24 protein-coding genes and 1 other annotated feature are annotated in these 21469 nt (G+C 41.1%); all 24 genes read left to right on the top strand.

All coding sequences use genetic code 11. The annotated features are described in order from the left end of the window. Positions 1–73 precede the first annotated feature (73 nt). The 24 genes from K5J94_RS06225 to K5J94_RS06340 all read left to right on the top strand — a co-directional run bounded on the left by K5J94_RS06225 (position 74) and on the right by K5J94_RS06340 (position 21364). A complete protein-coding gene (locus K5J94_RS06225) occupies positions 74–1276 on the top strand; it encodes a CapA family protein (protein ID WP_221912645.1) in 1203 nt (400 codons plus the stop codon). Between the two features lie 191 nt (positions 1277–1467). After that, positions 1468–1539: a sequence feature (ribosomal protein L21 leader region), on the top strand. A gap of 36 nt (positions 1540–1575) precedes the next feature. Further along, positions 1576–1890: a 50S ribosomal protein L21 gene (gene rplU, locus K5J94_RS06230; RefSeq protein ID WP_159543903.1), complete on the top strand. Its 315-nt coding sequence runs from the start codon at positions 1576–1578 to the stop codon at positions 1888–1890. Between the two features lie 8 nt (positions 1891–1898). Continuing rightward, positions 1899–2222 (top strand): ribosomal-processing cysteine protease Prp, encoded by a 324-nt coding sequence (locus tag K5J94_RS06235; RefSeq protein WP_159564341.1) that lies wholly within the window; start codon positions 1899–1901, stop codon positions 2220–2222. Between the two features lie 27 nt (positions 2223–2249). After that, on the top strand, positions 2250–2543 hold the full coding sequence (gene rpmA, locus K5J94_RS06240) for a 50S ribosomal protein L27 (RefSeq protein WP_003065365.1): 294 nt from the start codon (positions 2250–2252) through the stop codon (positions 2541–2543). 248 nt (positions 2544–2791) lie between these two features. Beyond that, positions 2792–3715, top strand: coding sequence for a LysR family transcriptional regulator (locus K5J94_RS06245; protein ID WP_159564339.1), 924 nt, complete (start codon positions 2792–2794; stop codon positions 3713–3715). After that, complete coding sequence (gene lspA / locus K5J94_RS06250; protein WP_159543897.1) at positions 3699–4151, top strand: signal peptidase II; 453 nt, start codon at positions 3699–3701, stop codon at positions 4149–4151. Before K5J94_RS06245 ends, lspA begins: the two co-directional genes overlap by 17 nt. Next, complete coding sequence (locus K5J94_RS06255) at positions 4151–5041, top strand: RluA family pseudouridine synthase (protein WP_159550267.1); 891 nt, start codon at positions 4151–4153, stop codon at positions 5039–5041. The genes lspA and K5J94_RS06255 overlap by 1 nt, the downstream gene beginning before the upstream one ends. A gap of 281 nt (positions 5042–5322) precedes the next feature. Next, on the top strand, positions 5323–5844 hold the full coding sequence (gene pyrR / locus K5J94_RS06260; protein ID WP_159543929.1) for a bifunctional pyr operon transcriptional regulator/uracil phosphoribosyltransferase PyrR: 522 nt from the start codon (positions 5323–5325) through the stop codon (positions 5842–5844). Between the two features lie 25 nt (positions 5845–5869). After that, the gene (locus tag K5J94_RS06265; protein WP_221912646.1) at positions 5870–7135 is read left to right on the top strand and encodes a uracil-xanthine permease family protein; all 1266 of its coding nucleotides are present in this window, start codon (positions 5870–5872) and stop codon (positions 7133–7135) included. 28 nt (positions 7136–7163) lie between these two features. Next, positions 7164–8102 carry an aspartate carbamoyltransferase catalytic subunit gene (locus K5J94_RS06270; RefSeq protein ID WP_221912647.1) on the top strand — a complete coding sequence of 313 codons (939 nt, stop codon included), beginning with the start codon at positions 7164–7166 and terminating at the stop codon, positions 8100–8102. Positions 8103–8311: 209 nt separating this feature from the next. Then, on the top strand, positions 8312–9508 hold the full coding sequence (locus K5J94_RS06275) for an efflux RND transporter periplasmic adaptor subunit (RefSeq protein WP_159564333.1): 1197 nt from the start codon (positions 8312–8314) through the stop codon (positions 9506–9508). Positions 9509–9524: 16 nt separating this feature from the next. Beyond that, positions 9525–10235: an ABC transporter ATP-binding protein gene (locus tag K5J94_RS06280; protein WP_159543887.1), complete on the top strand. Its 711-nt coding sequence runs from the start codon at positions 9525–9527 to the stop codon at positions 10233–10235. Positions 10236–10245: 10 nt separating this feature from the next. Next, positions 10246–11472, top strand: coding sequence for an ABC transporter permease (locus K5J94_RS06285; RefSeq protein ID WP_159560459.1), 1227 nt, complete (start codon positions 10246–10248; stop codon positions 11470–11472). Continuing rightward, positions 11465–12076 carry a TVP38/TMEM64 family protein gene (locus K5J94_RS06290; protein WP_159543883.1) on the top strand — a complete coding sequence of 204 codons (612 nt, stop codon included), beginning with the start codon at positions 11465–11467 and terminating at the stop codon, positions 12074–12076. The genes K5J94_RS06285 and K5J94_RS06290 overlap by 8 nt, the downstream gene beginning before the upstream one ends. 453 nt (positions 12077–12529) lie before the next feature. Beyond that, on the top strand, positions 12530–12805 hold the full coding sequence (gene rpsP / locus K5J94_RS06295) for a 30S ribosomal protein S16 (RefSeq protein WP_159543881.1): 276 nt from the start codon (positions 12530–12532) through the stop codon (positions 12803–12805). Between the two features lie 6 nt (positions 12806–12811). After that, positions 12812–13054 (top strand): KH domain-containing protein, encoded by a 243-nt coding sequence (locus K5J94_RS06300; RefSeq protein WP_159543879.1) that lies wholly within the window; start codon positions 12812–12814, stop codon positions 13052–13054. A 181-nt stretch (positions 13055–13235) separates the two neighbouring features. After that, a complete protein-coding gene (gene rimM / locus K5J94_RS06305; protein ID WP_221912648.1) occupies positions 13236–13754 on the top strand; it encodes a ribosome maturation factor RimM in 519 nt (172 codons plus the stop codon). After that, on the top strand, positions 13744–14490 hold the full coding sequence (gene trmD, locus K5J94_RS06310; protein ID WP_159564355.1) for a tRNA (guanosine(37)-N1)-methyltransferase TrmD: 747 nt from the start codon (positions 13744–13746) through the stop codon (positions 14488–14490). Before rimM ends, trmD begins: the two co-directional genes overlap by 11 nt. Beyond that, positions 14471–15463 (top strand): NAD(P)/FAD-dependent oxidoreductase, encoded by a 993-nt coding sequence (locus K5J94_RS06315; RefSeq protein WP_159550249.1) that lies wholly within the window; start codon positions 14471–14473, stop codon positions 15461–15463. Before trmD ends, K5J94_RS06315 begins: the two co-directional genes overlap by 20 nt. Positions 15464–15605: 142 nt before the next feature. Next, positions 15606–16670, top strand: a complete 1065-nt coding sequence (locus K5J94_RS06320) for a PTS transporter subunit IIC (RefSeq protein WP_159550246.1) — start codon at positions 15606–15608, stop codon at positions 16668–16670. 38 nt (positions 16671–16708) lie between these two features. Continuing rightward, the gene (locus K5J94_RS06325; protein WP_159564329.1) at positions 16709–17632 is read left to right on the top strand and encodes a 2-dehydropantoate 2-reductase; all 924 of its coding nucleotides are present in this window, start codon (positions 16709–16711) and stop codon (positions 17630–17632) included. 137 nt (positions 17633–17769) lie between these two features. Next, the gene (locus tag K5J94_RS06330; RefSeq protein ID WP_268892464.1) at positions 17770–18513 is read left to right on the top strand and encodes a DeoR/GlpR family DNA-binding transcription regulator; all 744 of its coding nucleotides are present in this window, start codon (positions 17770–17772) and stop codon (positions 18511–18513) included. After that, on the top strand, positions 18510–19421 hold the full coding sequence (gene pfkB, locus K5J94_RS06335) for a 1-phosphofructokinase (RefSeq protein ID WP_159564327.1): 912 nt from the start codon (positions 18510–18512) through the stop codon (positions 19419–19421). Before K5J94_RS06330 ends, pfkB begins: the two co-directional genes overlap by 4 nt. Next, positions 19418–21364 (top strand): PTS fructose transporter subunit IIABC, encoded by a 1947-nt coding sequence (locus tag K5J94_RS06340; RefSeq protein WP_159543867.1) that lies wholly within the window; start codon positions 19418–19420, stop codon positions 21362–21364. The genes pfkB and K5J94_RS06340 overlap by 4 nt, the downstream gene beginning before the upstream one ends. Positions 21365–21469 lie beyond the last annotated feature (105 nt).

Consider the following 21469-nt stretch of genomic DNA (forward strand, 5'->3'; position numbering starts at 1 on the left):
ACTAGTTATACAAAGCGGTATTACCTGTCCATTCATGAAAGTGTTATAATATAATAAATAAGGAGGCAATCATATGAAAAAGGAGTTCCCAATTAAAAGGTTCACGGTGCCAGCAATTGCGATTATTGTCGGTAGTCTTTTATTTTCCTTAGGTTATGATTTTTTTGGTGTTCATTACCAGGTAAGCCCTTTTCAGACGGCAAGGACTCAAAAATCAGCAAGAAATAAAACAGCACGTATTATGGCTAATGGTGACATTCTCATTCATGATGTTCTCTATAGCAGTGCCAAAACCCGACCGGGTCATTATGACTTTACACCCTATTTTGAGTATGTCAAACCCTGGATAAGTAAAGCAGATTTGGCAATTGGCGACTATGAAGGCACAATCAGCCCAGATTATCCTCTTGCTGGCTACCCGTTGTTTAATGCGCCTTTGGCCATTGCAGATGCAATCCAAAAAACGGGCTACGATGTCGTTGACTTGGCCCATAATCATATCTTAGATTCCGGCTTAGCGGGCGCTCTTTATACCCGACAGGTCTTTCAAAAAAGAGGGATTGATAGTATCGGCCTTTATCCTAAAAATCGGCAAACAGATCCTCTTTTAATCAAGAAAGTCAACGGAATTAGGATTGCTATTTTAGGTTATTCTTATGGTTACAATGGAATGGAAGCTAATCTAAGCCAGGAAGAATATGACAAGCACCTGGCTAATTTAGATGAGGCAAAAATCAAGCAAGACCTTAAAAAGGCTGAACGCGCGGCTGATATTACTATTGTCATGCCACAGATGGGAACAGAGTACGCCATGCAACCCACTAGTGAGCAAAAGGCCTTGTATCATAAGATGATTGACTGGGGAGCTGATGTGATCTTTGGGGGACATCCGCATGTTGTTGAGCCGGCAGAAGTGGTAACGAAAAACAAGGCAAAAAAGCTCATTATCTATTCCATGGGGAATTTTCTTTCCAATCAGCGCTTAGAAACGGTAGGTGATATTTGGACAGAACGTGGTTTACTGATGGATTTGGTTGTTGAGAAAAAAGCCGGAAAGACCTCCATCAAATCGGCCAAAGCACACCCAACAATGGTCTTAGCTAAAAGCAAGGGCGTTTACGGTGAGGAAGGCTATGAACTTTATAATTATCGAACGCTCATTCTGGAAGATTTTATTAAAGGAGGCCGCTTGCGCAAGCAATTGGATGCAGGCACGCAAGCAAAAGTTGATCAAGCCTATACAGAAATGCAGCAACATGTTGGCTTGAAATGGTAAAATCATCTGCGTATCTTGTCGAAAGTTAAGACAGTTTTTCGCCACATACAGCTCTTGCAATGACAGCAGTGAGGATTGTGTGCCAAGAAAAACATCGCTGGCAATGGCAAAAGCCACCAAAAGAAAAAATGCTGTGTAAAGCTTGAAATGCATAAAAGAGAGTGCTATAATAGTAATGTTGACTTAATGCACGTCCTGTGCAACCGCGCGACAATCGTTTAAGTAGGGTGACCTCACGATCATAGGCGAGTCTTCACAGAGGGAAACCTCAATTAAAAATTATTTATAGGAGGTGCATCATGAGCACATACGCAATCATCAAAACTGGTGGAAAACAAGTTAAAGTTGAAGTAGGTCAAGCGATCTATGTTGAGAAAATTGACGCTGAAGCTGGTGCAGAAGTAACATTTAACGAAGTTGTCCTTGTTGGTGGCGAAAATACTGTTGTTGGAACTCCCCTTGTTGAAGGAGCTACCGTAGTTGGAACTGTTGAAAAACAAGGTAAACAACGAAAAGTTGTTACTTTTAAATACAAACCTAAAAAAGGTAGTCACCGTAAACAAGGTCACCGTCAACCTTACACTAAAGTTGTCATCAACGCAATCAACGCCTAGTTTTTGTTATGATTAAAGCAAGCTTTTCACGCGATGAGGATGGCACCTTACGTGACGTTACTCTGACTGGCCATGCCGGTAGTGGCGAGTATGGCTTTGATATTGTTTGTGCGGCAGTGAGTGCACTAGCGATTAACTTTATTAATTCCCTAGAGGCTTTAACGCAGACACAAGCAGACGTAACAATGGATGCAGTTGAAGGTGGGTACATGAGAGTCTCAGTCCCACATGACACGTCAAAGAATGGTCAATTATTATTTGAATCATTTCTTTTAGGAATGACTAATATATCTGAAAATGCCTCGGAATTTGTCCAGACAACAGTCATTTAGATTTATAATAAGAGAGGAAACAACATTATGTTAAAAATGAATCTTGCTAACTTGCAACTTTTCGCCCACAAAAAAGGTGGAGGTTCTACATCAAACGGACGTGACTCACAAGCAAAGCGCCTTGGTGCTAAAGCAGCTGATGGTCAAACGGTTTCAGGTGGTTCAATCCTTTACCGTCAACGTGGTACACACATCTATCCAGGTGTAAACGTTGGTCGTGGTGGTGATGACACTCTTTTTGCTAAAGTTGAAGGCGTTGTACGCTTCGAACGTAAAGGTCGCGATAAGAAACAAGTATCAGTTTACCCAATTGCAAAATAAGTTATTTAATCGCATGAGATCAGACTTTTTCCCGAAAACTCGGAAAAAAGTCTGTTTTTTATTTGTCAGTGAGCAGGTGAAATATCATTAGTGACTTTTTCAAGTGTTTTTCAAGCGTTTTTGAGACCCTTCTCGAGTGCATTCTCAGCAGCCTTCCCAACGGATTAGGCGGACAATGCAATCAAAGCGCATATGAGACAGAAATCTGATATAATAAAATCATCATGGATAGGAACTAATATGGATTTATGAATATTCAACAATTACGCTATGTAGTAGCCATTGCTAACAATGGCACTTTTCGTGAAGCAGCGGCCAAATTATATATTAGCCAACCCAGTCTTTCGGTTTCCATTAGGGATTTAGAGGCAGAGCTTGGCTTTCAAATTTTTCATCGTACTACCAGTGGTACTGTTTTAACTTCCCAGGGAATGACTTTTTATGAAAAAGCCGTAGAAGTGGTTAAGGGCTTTGACTCCTTTGAGAAACAATTTTCACCCTCTGCGATTGATAAAAACGAATTCTCAGTGGCCAGTCAGCACTATGATTTTTTAGCCCCGCTGGTTGCGACCTTTGCACAAGTCTATCCAGAACCTAAAGCTCTGCGACTTTTTGAAACCACAACGATTCACATATTAGACGAAGTAGCTCAGGGCAGCAGTGAACTTGGGATTATCTATCTCAATGCCCAAAATCGCAAAGGCTTGTTGCAGCGGATGGACAAGCTTGCTCTAGAGTATGTGGTATTAATGCCTTTTCAAACACATATTTATCTGGGAAGTGCACACCCACTAGCTCACCGAACCTCACTAACATTAGCAGACCTGGAAGGCTATCCTGCGGTGCGATTTACCCAAGAAAAGGAAGAATATCTATATTATTCCGAAAATTTTGTCAATACGCGTGATGATAGCTTGACCTACTATGTGACAGACCGTGCGACCTTAAATGGTATTTTGGAGCGAACAGAGGCCTTTGCTACGGGGTCAGGTTTTTTAGATCATAATAGTGTTAATGGCATTTCGGTTATTCCACTGGCGGACCACAGTCAAAATGTTATGGTTTACATTAAACGAATGGACAAGGCTTTGAGTCCGGCTGCCCTAACCTTTATTAAGATAATGCAGTCCTATTTTGAAAGTATGAGAGAAGAAGATGGTAAAAACAATTAAGCTTGTGATCAGTGTTGGCCTGTTGCTTGCCCTTGATCAGTGGGTTAAATTTTGGACGGTAAGTCACTTGCAGCTAGGAGAAATCAAACCATTTATTAAGGGAGTGGTTAGTTTGACCTATTTGCAAAATAGCGGTGCTGCTTTTTCTATTCTCCAGCATCAGCAATGGTTTTTCACCTTAGTCAGCCTTGTGGTGCTAGGCGCAGCTTTATATTATTATTTTAAGCGGGACACAGGGCTTTGGTTGAAGGAGTTGGCCCTAATGTTTATAATCGCTGGTGGACTTGGCAATTTTAGTGACCGTTTACGACTAGGTTATGTTATTGATATGGTGCACCTTGATTTTATTGATTTTGCCATTTTTAATGTGGCAGATTCGTATTTATGCATAGGAGTTGCCTTACTCTTTATAGTATTATGGAAGGAAGAAGTGTGATGAACATAATCAATCAACTGGGCAATTTACGCTTGGATAAGGCATTGGCAGAGCAGAGCATCTTGTCACGTTCTCAGGCCAACGAGGCGATAAAGGCTGGAACAGTTAGGGTCAACGGTGCCATCAAAAAGGCAAAATATATGGTGCAAGAAGGTGACCACATCACCTATGAATTACCTCAGATAGATTCATTAGATTATCAGGCAGAAAATATCCCTTTAGATATTATCTATCAAGATAGTGCTCTTGCTATTATCAATAAACCTCAGGGCATGGTGGTTCATCCTTCTGCCGGCCATACTTCTGGGACCTTGGTCAATGCCCTGTTGTATCATATCAAGGATCTATCCACGATTAATGGGGTGGTGCGTCCAGGAATTGTGCATCGCATTGACAAAGATACCTCAGGGCTTTTAATGGTTGCTAAAAATGACCAGGCTCATCAACGCTTGGCTGATGAATTGAAAAAGCAAAAGGCCCATCGGCAATATTTGGCAATTGTACATGGTAATATAAAAAACGATAAAGGCGTGATTGATGCTCCGATTGGCCGCAGTGACAAGGATCGCAAAAAACAAGCCATCACAGCAAAAGGCAAGCCAGCTATTACCCATTTTCAGGTCCTTGAACGCTTTGGCAATTACACCCTGGTGTCTCTAAGGCTTGAAACTGGCCGTACTCACCAAATTCGTGTTCATATGGCTTATATTGGCCATCCGCTCGCAGGTGATCCGGTCTATGGTCCTAGAAAAACCTTGGTCGGGCAGGGGCAATTCCTGCATGCCCAAACCTTAGGTCTGACTCATCCTGATTCGGGTGAATGGCTGACCTTTACAGTTCAACCGCCCGATTTGTTTCAAGCGACCTTAGCTCGTTTGCGTCAGTCATAGGAGCAGATAGCACAATCCTTAAAAGTACCAAAACTGGCAACTGCTTGCCTGTAGCTTGCTTTTTTGTAAATCATGTGCTTAAATTTCCAAAAAGCTCTTGCATCCTAAAAAGCATTTTGATATACTAGTAAAAATTAAATAATCCTTTAAAACAGTCCCGTGAGGCTGTCAAGGAGTCCAGCATAAAAGAGTGTGCTTTGCTTGCCTGTGAAGCATATGACTATTTGGTGTCATCTCCTTGTTATCAAGGAGATTTTTTTGTGCCGAAAGGAGAAAAAGAAGTGAAGTCAAAAGAAATTGTTGATGCGATGACAATGAAGCGGGCTATAACGCGGATCACCTACGAAATCATTGAACGAAATAAGGATCTGGATCAATTAGTTTTAGCAGGCATTAAGACGCGTGGGGTGCATTTGGCGCAGCGGATTCAAGACCGGCTCTATGAATTAGAAGGTCTTAAGGTCCCTGCAGGTGAGTTAGATACTAAGCCCTTTCGCGATGATATGAAGGTTGCTGAAAATACCACCCAAATGGCAACGGACATTACCGGTAAGAATGTGATTTTGGTTGATGATGTTTTATATACCGGGCGCACGATTCGCGCAGCGATTGATAATCTGGTCAGTCTGGGTCGTCCAGCGCGGGTTAGTTTAGCCGTTCTTGTTGATCGTGGCCATCGCGAACTACCGATTCGTGCCGATTATGTTGGGAAAAATATCCCAACAAGTAGTGATGAAGCCATTGTTGTTGAAGTTGCTGAAGTGGATGGACAGGACCGCATCAGCATTGTAGCGCCAGACTAAAGCAAGAAAAGAGGAAAATAAGATAATGAAAGATGTTCTTTATGACGTCAACGAGATGCCTAAAGCAGGGGTCCTGGTCGGCTTATCCTTTCAGCACTTGTTTGCGATGTTTGGGGCAACGGTTTTAGTTCCCATCCTAGTTGGCATTGATCCGGCTGTAGCCCTTCTATCAAGTGGGCTAGGAACCCTGGCACATTTATCGGTCACCAAGTTTAAAATTCCCGCTTATATGGGATCTAGCTTTGCCTATATTGCCGCCATGCAGATGCTCATGAAAACAGATGGCATTCCTGCTGTTGCTCAGGGCGCTGTCACTGGTGGCTTAGTATACCTGATTGTGGGTTTAATTGTCCGAGCAGTCGGCAATGATTGGATTGATCGTATTTTACCACCAATTGTTGTTGGGCCAATTGTGATGGTTATCGGACTTAGCCTTGCCACAACTGCTGTTGATAATATTATGCTAAAGAATGGCCATTACAACCTTTTATATTTCTTTATTGGGATGGTTACTCTTTTGGCTGTGATTTTCTTCAATATTTATGGCAAAGGAATCGTGGGCATTATCCCTATCTTACTAGGATTAATTGTTGGTTATATCTTTGCCATCGGGATTGGCCTGGTCACGGGGCAGCAAATCATTGATTTTCAATCGGTAGCCCAAGCCAAGTGGTTTAGCCTGCCTTCAGTTGAACTCCCCTTGGTCAATTATGGCTTAAAGCTTTATCCAAGTGCAATTTTAACAATGGCACCGATTGCTTTTGTTACTATGACGGAACACTTTGGACATATCATGGTCTTAAATAGCCTAACAAAACGTGATTATTTTAAGGACCCAGGCTTGGATCGCACTCTAACAGGTGATGGTTTAGCCCAGATTGTGGCTGGCTTCCTAGGTGCCCCACCGGTCACTTCCTACGGTGAGAATATTGGAGTGATGGCACTAAATAAGATTTACTCTGTCTATGTGATTGCAGGAGCGGCTGTCATTGCTCTGCTGCTAAGCTTTGTCGGGAAAGTATCAGCGTTGATTCAATCCATCCCTTCGCCAGTACTTGGTGGGATTTCTGTCGCTCTCTTTGGGGTCATCGCCTCAAGTGGCTTGAAAATTTTGGTGGAATCACAGGTTGATATGGATGATAAGAAAAACTTATTAATTGCTAGTGTTATCTTGGTTTCGGGAATTGGTGGCTTGATGCTGCAAATTCAAGGACTACAGATTTCAGGTGTTGCCTTTTCAACACTCTTAGGAATTATCCTATATCAAATTCTTCCTCATTCAGCTAACTAGTTAAAAATAAGCAACAAAGGAGACAGTCATGCCAGTAGTAGATAATAAGGTTACACTAAACCATTTGGTTTCAATGGAGTTACTTACTAATGAAGAGGTCATGGGACTTATCATGCGAGGCGAGCAATTTAAGTCTAAGCAAGTAGCCTGTCCTCATTACCAGGACAAGTTTGTTACTAATCTCTTTTTTGAGAATTCCACAAGGACACATAAGTCATTTGAGGTTGCAGAGCATCAGCTAGGCTTAAATGTGATTGCATTTGACACTGATACCAGTTCGATACAAAAAGGTGAAACCTTATACGATACTGTCTTAACAATGTCTGCTTTAGGAGCGGAAGTGTGTGTGATTAGACACCCAGAAGAAGATTACTATAAATCTCTCATAACGAGTCCCACCATTACAGCCTCAATTATCAACGGAGGTGATGGCTCAGGACAGCATCCTAGTCAATGCTTACTTGATTTAATGACGATTTATGAAGAGTACGGCCACTTTGATGGCTTAAAAATTGCGATTGTTGGTGATTTGACTCACTCAAGGGTCGCAAAATCCAACATGCAGATCCTAAACAGGCTAGGAGCAACTCTATATTTCTCTGGCCCACAACAATGGTATAGCAAAGAATTTGATGCTTATGGTCAGTATCTAGCCATGGATCGGATTGTGGAGGAAGTGGATGTATTGATGTTACTGCGCGTGCAGCACGAGCGTCACGATGGACAAGAGAGTTTTTCTAAAGAAAGCTATCACCAATTGCATGGCTTGACCCCCAAACGTTATCATAAGTTGAAAAAGCATGCCATCATTATGCACCCTGCTCCTATCAATCGTGATGTGGAAATAGCCGATAGCTTAGTCGAAGCAGAAAAATCCAGAATTGTTCGCCAAATGACCAACGGTGTCTATGTGCGAATGGCAATTATCGAAGCTATTTTAAATGGCCGTGCAGCAAAAATAAATTAAAGAAATGTAAAAACAGTAAACAATCGTTTATTGTTTTTTCTTACAAACTTGTAAGCTTATGCCTAGTAGTAATGTGCTATCATAGAGACAAGATAAGGAATTTACTCATAAAGATAAAATGTGGGATTTATTCTTGACAGGCAAATCAAAAGATTATATACTTGTCTTACAAAAATAATACAAAAATCTAGAGAGATAGAGGTAGGAAAATGGCTCGCGCAAGAGAACAAAAAATGACTAAAAAGACTAAGATACTTATCAGCGGTGTGGCGGCAGTTAGCCTGGTTGGCCTTGGAACTTTTTTGTGGTTTAAATCTCAGCCTTCCCAAGCTGGACAAAACAAGGAAAGTAACTATCAAACCATCAAAGTTACCGAAGGGACAATTTCCTCATCAACCTTGTTGTCTGGCACTGTCAAGTCAGAATCAGAACAGTATGTCTACTATGATCCTGCTCGCGGAAATGGAGCGAGTGTTGTCGTTAAAGTCGGCGATAAAGTGGCGCGGGGCCAACAATTAGTCCAGTACAATGCGACTGCTGCTCAAGCTGCCTATGATACTGCGGTGCGGAATTTAAACAAAGCAGCACGTCAGATCAATAGTTTTCGAACCTACGGTTCAGTAGCGACCCCTACAGAAGGTGCTAGCGCAGCCGGCCAAGTTACCCAAAGTTACAATCAACAATTACAAGACTTAAATGATGCTTATGCTGATGCCCAATCCGAAGTTAACAAAGCAAAAGAAGCTTTAAATCAAACCTTAGTTCTTAGTGATGTAGAAGGTACAGTGGTTGAGGTTAACAATGATATTGACCCTTCCTCTAAAAATAGTCAAACGCTTGTGCATGTCGCCTCTGAAGGAAAACTGCAAGTAAAAGGAACCCTGACAGAATTTGATTTAGCCAATATTAAAAAAGACCAAGACGTCAAGATCAAGTCTAAGGTATATAGTGATCAAGAATGGCAAGGCAAGATGGCCTATATTTCTAACTACCCGACCGTTCAAGCCGCTGCTAGTCCACAGCCTGAGGGAGAGAACACTAATTCCCAGGCTTCTAACTATGAATATAAAGCAGATATTACCAGCCCCATTAAGAATTTAAAACAAGGGTTTGCTGTTACTGTTGAAGTCTTAAATCCTAATAAACGGACCTTGGTACCTTTAAAAGCCGTTGTTAAAGATAAAACAAAGCACTATGTGTGGTTATACAATGCAAGTACGAAAAAAGCTATTAAAACAGAAGTACAAGTAGGCAATGCTGATGCGCGTCAACAAGAAATCACTTCTGGCTTGAAAGTTGGGCAAATATTAATCAAAAATCCGGATAAAAAGCTTACAAGTGGTAAGACCTTAGAACATATTGATGACTCAGCCAGTCAGCCATCAACAAAACATACAAAAAAATAGGTAAGAGGTAAACAGGGTGTCAGCTAATAGAGAAGAATTAATCACTTTAAAACATATCGTTAAGCGTTATCAAAATGGTGATCAAGAACTTCAGGTTTTAAAAGGGATTGACTTAACGGTCTACAAAGGAGACTTTTTGGCCATTATGGGACCATCAGGATCGGGTAAGTCAACCCTGATGAATATCATCGGTCTTTTAGATCGTCCTTCCCAAGGACAGTACCGGCTACATGACCATGAAGTTGATCGTTTGTCAGACCGTCGCTTAGCACAATTGCGCAATGAAGAAATTGGTTTTGTTTTTCAGCAATTTTTCTTGTTATCCAAATTAACAGCTCTGCAAAATGTGGAACTCCCTTTAATCTATGCTGGTGTGGGGGTTGCAAAACGCCATAGTTTAGCGCAGCAATTTCTTGAAAAAGTGGAACTGGGCCAACGGATGAAGCACTTACCATCAGAGCTTTCTGGTGGGCAAAAGCAGCGGGTGGCGATCGCTCGTGCCTTGGTTAATAACCCATCAATTATTTTGGCCGATGAACCAACCGGAGCGCTCGATACGAAAACGGGTGAGCAAATTATGGAACTGCTTACAGAGTTGAACAAGGAAGGAAAGACAATCATCATGGTAACCCACGAACCTGATATTGCCGATTATGCTACGCGAAAAATCGTCATTCGAGACGGTGAAATTACGACCGACACGACAGAAAGTGTCAGAATAGACTAAGAGAGAGAAAATGGAAAATTGGAAATTTGCCCTGTCTTCAATTTGGGGCCACAAATTAAGATCGCTCTTGACCATGCTAGGTATTATTATTGGTGTTGCCGCTGTAGTGATTATCATGGGGCTTGGGAATGCCATGAAAAAGAGCGTCACGAGTTCCTTTGCAAATAACCAAAAGGACATTCAACTGTATCTACAAACAAAAAAGGATGAAGATAATCCTTATGCAAGTTTTAATATTGCAGAAAATACCCGTGATTTTAAATATGAATGGCTTGATCAAATCGTTCGTGATATTGATGGGATTGAATCTTATTATGTGACCAATTCAGCTAATGGTAATATTAGTTATGAAAAGAAAAATGCGAAAAACACAACAATTACGGGTGCCAGTCAAGCTTACTTTAAGGTTAAAAAATATAATCTCCTTGCAGGACGCACTTTAACCGATCGTGATTATCATAATTTTTCACGTATTATGTTATTGGACAGCGTTTTAGCAGATAAACTATTTGGCAAAGGTAACTACAAAGAAGCCCTCAACAAGGTTGTGAAAATTGGTGGTAATAAAGACTATCTCGTAGTCGGTGTTTTCAAAACTGACCAGCCATCTATCGGAATTGATGGCAGTGAAGTTGGCCAAGCCGTCATGGCAAACACGCAGGTGGCTTCAGAGTTTCACACTAATGAGGTCGGATCAATTTTCGTCCATGTGACTAATATCCAAGATAGCGAGCGCTTGGGAAAGCAAGCGGCAAATATGTTAACCAAGCTTTCACATGTGCGTGATGGAAAATATGTTATTCCAGATAATAGTCAAATCATTAGGGAAGTTAATAGTCAATTTGCTATAATGACAACAGTTATTGGTTCAATTGCAGGCATTTCACTTCTTGTTGGTGGGATTGGTGTGATGAATATTATGTTGGTATCGGTCACAGAGCGTACTCGCGAGATTGGCTTGAGAAAGGCCTTGGGAGCAACACGTGCCAAGATATTAACACAATTTCTCATAGAATCTGTGGTCTTAACGATTCTAGGTGGCTTACTTGGTCTTCTATTATCTTATTCAGCTGTAGGAGTTTTAGGAAATGCCCTAAAATTAAAAGAAGCTACTGTATCTTTAGACACTGCTTTGATTGCGATAGCGTTCTCAGCAGCCATCGGAATTATTTTTGGAATGCTTCCGGCCAATAATGCAAGTAAATTGGATCCGATTGAGGCATTAAGGTATGAATAAGCATGGTATTAGACACTCTAAGCTAAAAAAACTCATTCGCGGTATTGGCATTGTGTCAATTATCCTTTCAATACTATTTGTTTGTTATTTGATTGGAAAATTGGACATTTTTAATAATCCTCAAGCTTTGGCTGATTTAATAAAAAATCATATCCTTCTTGGGTCAATCGTGTTCTTTATTATTCAAATCATCCAAGTGGTTATCCCGATTATACCAGGTGGTGTGACTACAGTTGTTGGTTTTCTCACTTTTGGGCCTATATTAGGTTTTATCCTTAATTTTACCGGCATTATTTTAGGATCCTGTATTCTTTTTTACCTGGTTAGACGCTTTGGACGGCCCTTTATTCTTCTCTTTATTGATGAAAAGAAGATTCAAAAATATGACAAGCAATTAGCTAGCCGTACTTATGAGACGATCTTTATCCTCAATATGTTATCGCCCATGGCACCAGCAGATGTCATGATTATGATAACAGGACTTAGTCGGATTACCTTTAAACGTTTTTTAACGATTATTGTGCTGTGTCGACCAGTTTCAATGATAACTTATAGTTATTTTTGGATTTACGGCGGAACATTTATCAAGCAGTTTTTGCATTAATAACCTAAAAACAAGAGAATATCACTCTCTTTTGAGTTGATTGTCTCTTGTTTTTTATAGTGCTTGTCTTATGCGTTTGAGATGTTGTTGGCCAATTTCAAGTGAGATTTCTGCTCGCTCAATTACAATTTCTGTCAGACAGACAAGCTCATTTGTTAGCTTGTATCACCCCTCCCTTGTTCCCAGTTGGTAGAGCATACTTTGATATGGCGCTTGGGGAGTTTTCAGCCCTAATCGCAAAAGAGCCGCGCAAGTTCCTAACTTATCGACAAAAGCCAGTTTTTTTCTCCATTTGCTGGCCAAGCTATCCTCTTTTTGGGTCTTGAGCTAAGGGCAGCTGAAAGATGTCAAGAAAAAAACTTGACAGTTCTTGCCAGGTGAGTTATACTTAAAACAGTGAGAAAAGCTTAGCTGCTTTCTCAAGATTATCTAAAGAAAAGAGACTATAATCAAATGGCAGTAAAAATCCGCTTAACACGTATGGGTTCTAAGAAAAAACCTTTCTACCGTATCAACGTTGCTGACTCTCGTGCTCCACGTGACGGACGTTTCATTGAAACAGTTGGAACTTATAATCCCTTGGTTACTGAAAACCAAGTAGAACTTAAAGAAGACCGTATCCTTGATTGGTTATCAAAAGGAGCACAACCTTCTGATACTGTGCGTAACATCCTTTCAAAAGCAGGTGTTATGACTAAATTCCACGAACTAAAGTTCTCCAAAAAATAAAAGCCTATGGATACCATTGAAAATCTTATTATCGCCATTGTGAAACCACTGATTTCACAACCGGATAAGCTTACAATTAAGATAGAAGATGCTCCTGATTTTTTGGAGTATCATCTGGATCTAGATGCACAAGACATCGGTCGTGTTATCGGAAAAAAAGGTCGCACCATTACAGCGATAAGATCGATTGTCTATTCGGTTCCTACACAAGGTAAAAAAGTAAGACTCATTATTGATGAGAAGGACTAAAAGCCAGTTGCAAGACTGGTTTTTTTGTCGCCTCCCTAGCTCAGCTGATGAATGCTTTTGAGCATGCTTTTCTTCTTTGTTATCTGGGTGCAAATTGCTTGTGAACATGTTAAAATGGAAGTTGAGTTAGATGAAAAGAACTGTTCTTGTTTCTTTTTGAAAACCATTTACAGGAGATAGCATGAAATATTATAATGTTGGAAAAATTGTTAATACGCAAGGTCTACAGGGAGAAATGCGTGTCTTAAGTGTGTCAGATTTTACGGATGAACGTTTCCAAAAAGGTCAACAGTTAGCCCTTTTTGATGCCCAAGACCACTACGTCATGACAGTAGAAATTGCTAGTCATCGCAAACACAAAAACTTTGACATTGTGACATTTAAGGATATGTACCATATCAATGCCATTGAACACTATAAAGGCTACACACTAAAAGTCGCAGAAGAAGATCTAAGGGCATTAGATGAGGGAGAATATTACTACCATGATATTATTGGCTTAGATGTTTATGAAGGAGAAAATCTGATTGGCCAGATCAAGGAAATTTTGCAACCGGGTGCTAATGATGTCTGGGTAGTTAAAAGGCAAGGGAAAAAGGATCTCTTATTACCTTATATTCCGCCGGTCGTTTTGGCAGTGGATTTGGAGCACAAGCGGATTCAAGTTGAAATCATGGAAGGATTAGATGATGAAGATTGATGTTCTCACGTTATTCCCTGAAATGTTTGCCCCACTGCAACATTCGATTGTAGGAAAGGCCCAAGAAAAGGGCCTGCTTGATATTACGTATCATAATTTCAGAGAAAATGCAGAAAAAGCCCGCCATGTTGATGATGAGCCCTATGGTGGGGGCCAAGGTATGCTACTACGCGCGCAGCCAATCTTTGATACAATGGATCGCATCAAGGCAAAAAATGCCCGAGTGATTTTGTTGGATCCAGCTGGACGTTCCTTTACACAAAGCTTCGCTGAAGAATTAGCACAAGAAGAACAGTTGGTTTTTATCTGTGGACATTATGAAGGCTATGATGAACGGATTAAAAGCCTGGTGACAGATGAGATTTCCCTGGGGGACTTTGTTCTCACTGGTGGGGAATTGCCTGCTATGACCATTATTGATGCGACTGTCCGTTTGATTCCAGAAGTTATTGGTAAGGCAGTCAGCCATCAGGACGACTCCTTTTCATCGGGTCTGTTGGAGTATCCACAGTATACTAGACCTTATGATTTTCGTGGGATGAAGGTGCCAGATGTTTTGATGAGCGGGCATCATGAAAATATCCGCAAATGGCGTTTGGAGCAAAGCCTTTTGAAGACTTATTTACGCAGGCCAGACTTGCTAGAGGCCTATCCTCTAACTGAGGAAGCGCAAGCGATTTTGACCAAGATCAAAAGACAGGAGAGAGAAAAACAAAATGGAAGCACAGATTGCTGATATTACAATTATTGGTGGCGGACCAGTTGGCCTTTTTGCCGCTTTTTATGCTGGTTTGCGGGGAATGTCGGTTAATATCATTGAAAGTTTATCAGAACTTGGGGGGCAGCCGGCGATCCTTTATCCCGAAAAAATGATTTATGATATTCCAGCTTTTCCAGCTATTACAGGGGCTGATTTAACGGAAAATTTGATTCAACAAATTAGTCGCTTTTCTGATCGGATTTCGGTTTATTTAAATGAAGAGGTGCAAACATTTACAAAAATCGATGGTGTTTTCCATATTGAGACGAGTAAAGGTAGCCACCAATCACGGGCTATTGTCATTGCTTGTGGTAATGGTGCTTTCTCACCACGGACTTTGGGGATTGAGGGGGAAGCACGCTATGCACAAAAAAATATTTTTTACAATGTTCACAAGCTAGACCAGTTTGCCGGCAAAAAGGTAGTTATTTGTGGTGGTGGTGATTCGGCAGTTGATTGGGCCTTAGCCTTATATGGCTTGGCCGAAAGTGTGACGATTGTACACCGACGAGAAGCCTTTAGAGCCCATGAACACAGCGTGGAACTATTAGGAAAAACACAGGTGAAGATCCTCACGCCCTACGTGCCGATAGCCATTTCTGGAGAAGATGATCAAGCAAATACTTTAATGATTCAAAAAGTAAAGTCTGAAGAAGTCTTAAGCCTTGATTTAGATGCCTTAATTGTGAGTTTTGGTTTTTCAACGTCCAATAAAAATTTGAAGAATTGGCACCTGGATTATAAGCGTTCTAGTCTATTGGTTTCTTCCTTATTTGAAACTAGCCAAGCAGGTATCTTTGCGATTGGTGATGCGGCCTCTTATCCAGGCAAGATTGATTTAATTGCTACTGGCTTTGGTGAGGCGCCAACGGCGATTAATCAAGCTATTAACTATATTTATCCTGAGCGTGATAACCGTATTGTTCATTCTACCTCGCTTTTAAATTAGGGCTATAACGATTAATGATAATGCTATTGAAAAAAATGATAGTAAATTTTTTCACAAAGATGTAGTGCTGGAGTGATTATGTGATATAATTAACATGTGAATGAGATATAAATCACATAATAAATTAAAGTGAGGTCTTTACATGACAGCTACTACACCGTCAAAAGAGTCGTTTGGCTCATTTGTCAGTAAGATTCTTTCGGGCACGGCCACTGCCATTGTCGTTGCTTTGATTCCAAATGCTATATTGGCAACCTTTTTGAAGCCATTGCTTCCAAATGCAGCAGCGGCAGAGTTTTTACATATTGTCCAAGTTTTCCAATTCTTTACACCAATTATGGCTGGTTTTTTGATTGGGCAACAATTTAAGTTTAATCCAATGCAGCAACTTGCTGTTGGAGGCGCAGCCTACATTGGCTCTGGGGCTTGGGCTTATACTGAAGTTATCCAAAAAGGGACTGTGGTAGGCACCTTTCAATTAAAAGGCATCGGTGATTTAATCAATATGATGCTGACAGCAGCCTTAGCTGTCTTAGCCGTTAAATGGTTTGGTGACAAATTAGGTTCTTTAACGATTATCTTACTTCCTATCCTAATTGGTACAGGTGTTGGTTACATCGGCTGGAAATTACTTCCTTATGTTTCGTATGTCACCACGTTGATTGGTCAAGGAATAAACTCTTTTACGACACTTCAACCATTTATGATGTCTATTTTAATTGCTATTGCCTTTGCTCTTTTAATTGTCAGTCCGATTTCAACAGTAGCGATTGGTTTAGCAATCGGTTTAAATGGTATGGCGGCAGGAGCAGCTTCTATGGGAATTGCTTCAACGACAGCAGTCTTGGTTTGGGCAACACTAAAAGTGAATAAATCAGGTGTTCCACTTGCCATTGCTCTTGGCGCAATGAAAATGATGATGCCAAATTTCCTAAAACACCCAGTAATGGCCATTCCAATGATTGTTACAGCAACTCTTAGTTCTTTGAGCGTCCCGATTTTTAATCTGGTTGGAACGCCAGCCTCCTCAGGATTTGGTCTGGTTGGAGCGGTTGGTCCGATTGCTTCTTTGGCAGGGGGGAGTAATGTAGTCATTATCCTTATCGCCTGGCTTCTTATCCCATTTGGCCTTGGCTTTGTAGCACATTACATTTGTAAAAATGTGCTCAAGCTCTATCAAGATGATATTTTCATCTTTGAAGGTTAAGGTCACTTATTATCTTATCTATATAAAAGGAGAAAAAGATGTTAGTTTATATTGCTGGTTCTGGTGCTATGGGTTGCCGTTTTGGTTACCAAATTTCACAAACAAATCACGAAGTTATCTTATTAGATAATTGGGCTGAGCACATTGCTGCCATCAAAGACAAGGGCTTGACCATCACTGGTGATGTTGAGGACAATGTGTCATTACCTATTATGAAACCAACCGAAGCGACACGAGAAGCTGATTTAATCATCCTCTTTACAAAAGCCATGCAATTGCCACAAATGTTGCAAGACATTAAAGGCATTATTGGACAAGAGACCAAGGTGCTTTGCTTACTCAATGGCCTTGGCCATGAGGATGTCATTCGCCACTATATCCCAGTTCATAACATTTTAATGGGTGTCACCGTTTGGACAGCAGGTCTTAAAGGTCCTGGACATGCGCATTTGCAAGGTGTGGGTGCACTCAATCTTCAAAGCTTGGATCCTGCTAACCAAGAGGCTGGCCACCAAGTAGCTGAGCTATTAAACCAAGCCAAACTCAATGCCACCTATGATGATAATGTTTTACCTCATATTTGGCGCAAGGCCTGTGTCAATGGCTCGATGAATTCCCTATGTGCCCTTTTGGACTGTACTATTGGTGAATTATTTACAAGTCAAGATGGGTTGAAGATGGTCAATAGTATCATTCACGAGTTTGTCACTGTTGGTAAGGCTGAAGGTGTAGAGCTCAATGAGGAAGAAATCACCACCTATGTAATGGACACTTCAGTGAAAGCAGCACACCATTACCCATCAATGCACCAGGACTTGGTGCAAAACCATCGTAAAACAGAGATTGATTTTCTAAATGGTGCGGTCAATGCCAAAGGCCAAAAACTCGGTATTGAGACACCCTATTGTCGCTTGATTACTGAGATGGTACACACTAAAGAGAAGATCTTAAGCATTAACTAATTACCCGAAAGTCAGCTTATGCTAAAAAGCTGGCTTTTTTGTGGCATGGTCTGACAGTTTTTGAAAGAAAATGCTTGACATTGAAAAATGAAAGCGTATAATATAGTTGTAACCGATTTCAGCAGGAGGTGGTTATCATTTTAAAAACGAAACGAAAACAACTGATTTTGGAGAAGATCAGTCAAGATAACTTTGTGACTTTAGATGATTTAATGTGCCTTCTTGATAGCTCAGAATCAACTATTCGCAGGGATCTTGATGAACTTGAGGCAGAAGGGAAGTTACATAGGGTTCATGGTGGAGCAGAACGGCTCCCCGCTTTGATGAGCGAGTTATCTAACAGTGAAAAATCTGTCAAAAACAGTCATGATAAACAGCAAATTGCGCAAAAAGCCGCCCAGCTAATCCATGACAACGATGTGATTTTCTTAGATGCTGGTACGACCACAGAGCTGCTCATTCCTTATTTACAGCAGGCTAATCTCACTGTTGTGACCAATTCGATTCATCATGCCGCACGGCTTGTGGATCAAAAGATTAAAACCATTATTATTGGTGGTCATGTTAAAGAAACCACAGATGCCAGTATTGGCAGTGTGGCTTTGCAACAGATCCAGCAACTTAATTTTGATAAGGCTTTTATTGGGATGAATGGTGTGACAGAACAGTTCCTCTCAACACCTGATATGGAAGAAGCAGTCGTCAAAAGTGCCGTTATTAAAAATGCCACGCAGACCTACGTTCTAGCAGATCGCTCAAAGATTAATCAAGTGTCCTTCGTTAAAGTATCACCAATTGATAACATTGGCATTATCACGCAAGCCTCTGCTGGGATGGTCTTGAAAAAAATTAAAGAGAAAGCGAAGGTCATTGAAGTATGATATATACTGTGACTTTAAATCCTTCGATTGATTTTATCGTCCGCCTAGATCACCTAGAACTAGGTAATGTTAACCGTATGGTTAGTGATGATAAATTCGTCGGGGGAAAGGGCATTAATGTCAGCCGAATACTAAAGCGCTTAGCCATTGATAATGTCGCTACTGGCTTTATTGGAGGGTTTACAGGACGGTTTGTCGAAGAAGGCCTTATCAAGGAAGGCATTAATCCTGAATTCATTAAAGTCAACGAAGATACCCGCATCAATGTGAAGATTAAAGCGAATTCAGAAACAGAAATCAACGGCACAGGACCTACTATTTCTCAAGAACAGCTAGAGAGCTTAGAAACCATCTTAGCAGGATTAAGCAAGGAGGATACAGTTGTCTTTGCAGGCTCTGCCCCAGCTAGCTTGGGCAATCATGTTTACAATGTGTTAATTCCTATTGCTAAGCAGGCTGGTGCCGAAGTGGTCTGTGACTTTGAGGGTCAAACCCTTTTAGATGCACTAGAATACCAACCACTCTTGGTAAAACCAAATAATCATGAGTTAGCTGCTATTTTTGGGGTGGAGCTTGATGGACTTGATGCGATTGAAACTTATGCACGTCAAATCTTAGCTAAGGGAGCTAAGCATGTGATCATTTCAATGGCTGGTGATGGCGCACTCTTGGTCACAAAAGAGGCAGCCTACTTTGCTAAACCAATCACAGGTCAAGTTAAGAATTCAGTTGGCGCAGGCGATTCAATGGTTGCTGGCTTTACAGGTGAGTATGTCAAGTCAAAAGATCCTGTTGAAGCTTTGAAGTGGGGCGTAGCCTGTGGTACAGCAACAACTTTTTCTGATGATCTGGCTACAGCTGATTTTATTAGAGATATTTATCAAAAAGTAGAGGTAGAAAAACGATGAAAATTCAAGACTTACTCAATCAAAAAGTCATGATTATGGATCTCAAGGCAACGACAAAAGAAGCTGCTATTGATGAAATGATTACCAGCCTTACTAAGCATGGTGTGGTGTCTGACTATGATACCTTTAAAACTGGCATCATGAACCGCGAAGCCCAAATGACAACTGGTCTAGGCGATGGGATTGCAATGCCCCACAGCAAAAATGCTGCTGTCAAAGAAGCAACAGTGCTCTTTGCTAAGTCAGCCAAAGGAGTTGACTATGCCTCTTTAGATGGACGACCAACAGACCTTTTCTTTATGATTGCTGCGCCAGACGGAGCCAATGATACCCACTTAGCTGCGCTAGCAGAATTATCTCAGTACTTATTAAAAGATGGTTTTGCTGATCAGTTGCGCGGTGCTAAAAAGCCTGAAGATGTGCTTGCTATCTTTGATGCCCAAGAAAAGCAAAAAACGCAGTCCGCACAAGCAACACCAGTGGCTGGTCAAGAGTTTATAGTTGCTGTTACCGCTTGTACAACGGGTATTGCCCATACCTACATGGCTGAAGAAGCCCTCAAAAAACAAGCTGCTGAAATGGGCGTTGGCATCAAAGTAGAAACGAATGGGGCATCAGGCGTTGCTCATAAACTAACAGCAAAAGAGATTGCAAAGGCTAAGGGAGTTATTATTGCCGCTGATAAAGCAGTTGATATGGCACGCTTTGATGGGAAACCCTTGGTTAATCGACCTGTCGCAGATGGGATTAAGAAAACTGAGGAATTGATTCAGATTATTTTAAATAATCAAGCTGATACTTATCATGCCCAAAATGGTGCTAAAAACGAAGTGCGTGACGAAAAGTTAACTGCTGCTCAAGCCTTCTATAAACACTTGATGGGTGGGGTATCCCAAATGCTACCATTTGTTATTGGTGGTGGGATTATGATTGCGCTTGCTTTCTTGCTTGATAATATGCTTGGAGTTCCTAAAGACCAACTAAGTAACCTTGGATCCTATCATGAAATTGCCGCTATGTTTAAAAACATTGGTGGAGCAGCCTTTGGCTTTATGCTTCCAGTTCTAGCGGGTTATATTGCCTACTCCATAGCTGAAAAACCAGGCTTGGTTTCTGGTTTCGTAGCAGGAGCAATTGCGGCAAGTGGCTTTGCTTATGGAGGAATTCCTTATGCTGCTGGTGGAGAAAAAACACTTGCTTTAGCTGGTGTTCCATCAGGTTTTCTTGGCGCACTGGTAGGTGGTTTTCTAGCAGGTTATGTTGTCCTTGCGCTTAAAAAATATGTTAAGGTACCGCGTTCACTTGAAGGTGCTAAATCAATCTTGCTGCTACCTTTGCTAGGTGTCTTACTAACAGGATTTTTAATGCTTGCAGTTAATATTCCAATGGCTGCTATTAATACAGCTTTAAATGATTTCCTTACTGGTTTATCTGGTAGTTCAGCCGTGCTCCTTGGACTTTTAGTCGGTGGTATGATGGCTATTGATATGGGTGGGCCGATTAATAAAGCGGCTTATGTCTTTGGTACTGGTACACTTGCTGCTACAGTGACAAATGGCGGTTCTGTGGTTATGGCTGCTGTTATGGCAGGAGGTATGGTACCGCCGCTTGCGGTCTTTATTGCTACTTTATTGTACAAAAATAAGTTTAGCAAAGAAGAGCGTGATTCTGGTTTAACCAATATTGTGATGGGGCTTTCCTTTATCACTGAAGGTGCTATTCCTTTTGCTGCTGCCGATCCAGCTCGTGCCATTCCAAGCTTTGCTGTCGGTTCAGCCCTTGCAGGAGCTCTCGTTGGCCTTACCGGGATTAAATTACTGGCACCACATGGAGGGATCTTTGTTATCGCTCTTACCAGTAATCCCATTCTTTATTTAGTCTTTGTTATTATTGGCGCTATTGTATCAGGTATTTTATTTGGTGCCCTTCGTAAAGAAAAATAATGGGTGCTGTACATAGATTAAACTGCCAAGGCTCTTCGCCTTGGTTTTTTAGTTCAAAAGGTCAGTTTTTAACGGCTGCTCAGCTCTTACACTATTACTAGAAAG

It is taken from the genome of Streptococcus halichoeri, from assembly GCF_019774635.1.
Taxonomy (GTDB): Bacteria; Bacillota; Bacilli; order Lactobacillales; family Streptococcaceae; genus Streptococcus; species Streptococcus halichoeri.

Bases quoted from the DNA above. Each gene is read 5' to 3' on its own strand.
- K5J94_RS06290 (WP_159543883.1), top strand. From the start codon at position 11,465: ATGAATAAGCATGGTATTAGACACTCTAAGCTAAAAAAACTCATTCGC.
- pfkB (WP_159564327.1), top strand. From the start codon at position 18,510: ATGATATATACTGTGACTTTAAATCCTTCGATTGATTTTATCGTCCGC.
- rpsP (WP_159543881.1), top strand. From the start codon at position 12,530: ATGGCAGTAAAAATCCGCTTAACACGTATGGGTTCTAAGAAAAAACCT.
- K5J94_RS06265 (WP_221912646.1), top strand. From the start codon at position 5,870: ATGAAAGATGTTCTTTATGACGTCAACGAGATGCCTAAAGCAGGGGTC.
- rpmA (WP_003065365.1), top strand. From the start codon at position 2,250: ATGTTAAAAATGAATCTTGCTAACTTGCAACTTTTCGCCCACAAAAAA.
- K5J94_RS06245 (WP_159564339.1), top strand. From the start codon at position 2,792: ATGAATATTCAACAATTACGCTATGTAGTAGCCATTGCTAACAATGGC.
- K5J94_RS06255 (WP_159550267.1), top strand. From the start codon at position 4,151: ATGAACATAATCAATCAACTGGGCAATTTACGCTTGGATAAGGCATTG.
- K5J94_RS06340 (WP_159543867.1), top strand. From the start codon at position 19,418: ATGAAAATTCAAGACTTACTCAATCAAAAAGTCATGATTATGGATCTC.
- K5J94_RS06235 (WP_159564341.1), top strand. From the start codon at position 1,899: ATGATTAAAGCAAGCTTTTCACGCGATGAGGATGGCACCTTACGTGAC.
- rplU (WP_159543903.1), top strand. From the start codon at position 1,576: ATGAGCACATACGCAATCATCAAAACTGGTGGAAAACAAGTTAAAGTT.
- K5J94_RS06285 (WP_159560459.1), top strand. From the start codon at position 10,246: ATGGAAAATTGGAAATTTGCCCTGTCTTCAATTTGGGGCCACAAATTA.
- lspA (WP_159543897.1), top strand. From the start codon at position 3,699: ATGGTAAAAACAATTAAGCTTGTGATCAGTGTTGGCCTGTTGCTTGCC.
- K5J94_RS06300 (WP_159543879.1), top strand. From the start codon at position 12,812: ATGGATACCATTGAAAATCTTATTATCGCCATTGTGAAACCACTGATT.
- K5J94_RS06320 (WP_159550246.1), top strand. From the start codon at position 15,606: ATGACAGCTACTACACCGTCAAAAGAGTCGTTTGGCTCATTTGTCAGT.
- rimM (WP_221912648.1), top strand. From the start codon at position 13,236: ATGAAATATTATAATGTTGGAAAAATTGTTAATACGCAAGGTCTACAG.
- trmD (WP_159564355.1), top strand. From the start codon at position 13,744: ATGAAGATTGATGTTCTCACGTTATTCCCTGAAATGTTTGCCCCACTG.
- K5J94_RS06270 (WP_221912647.1), top strand. From the start codon at position 7,164: ATGCCAGTAGTAGATAATAAGGTTACACTAAACCATTTGGTTTCAATG.
- K5J94_RS06225 (WP_221912645.1), top strand. From the start codon at position 74: ATGAAAAAGGAGTTCCCAATTAAAAGGTTCACGGTGCCAGCAATTGCG.
- K5J94_RS06315 (WP_159550249.1), top strand. From the start codon at position 14,471: ATGGAAGCACAGATTGCTGATATTACAATTATTGGTGGCGGACCAGTT.
- K5J94_RS06275 (WP_159564333.1), top strand. From the start codon at position 8,312: ATGGCTCGCGCAAGAGAACAAAAAATGACTAAAAAGACTAAGATACTT.
- K5J94_RS06325 (WP_159564329.1), top strand. From the start codon at position 16,709: ATGTTAGTTTATATTGCTGGTTCTGGTGCTATGGGTTGCCGTTTTGGT.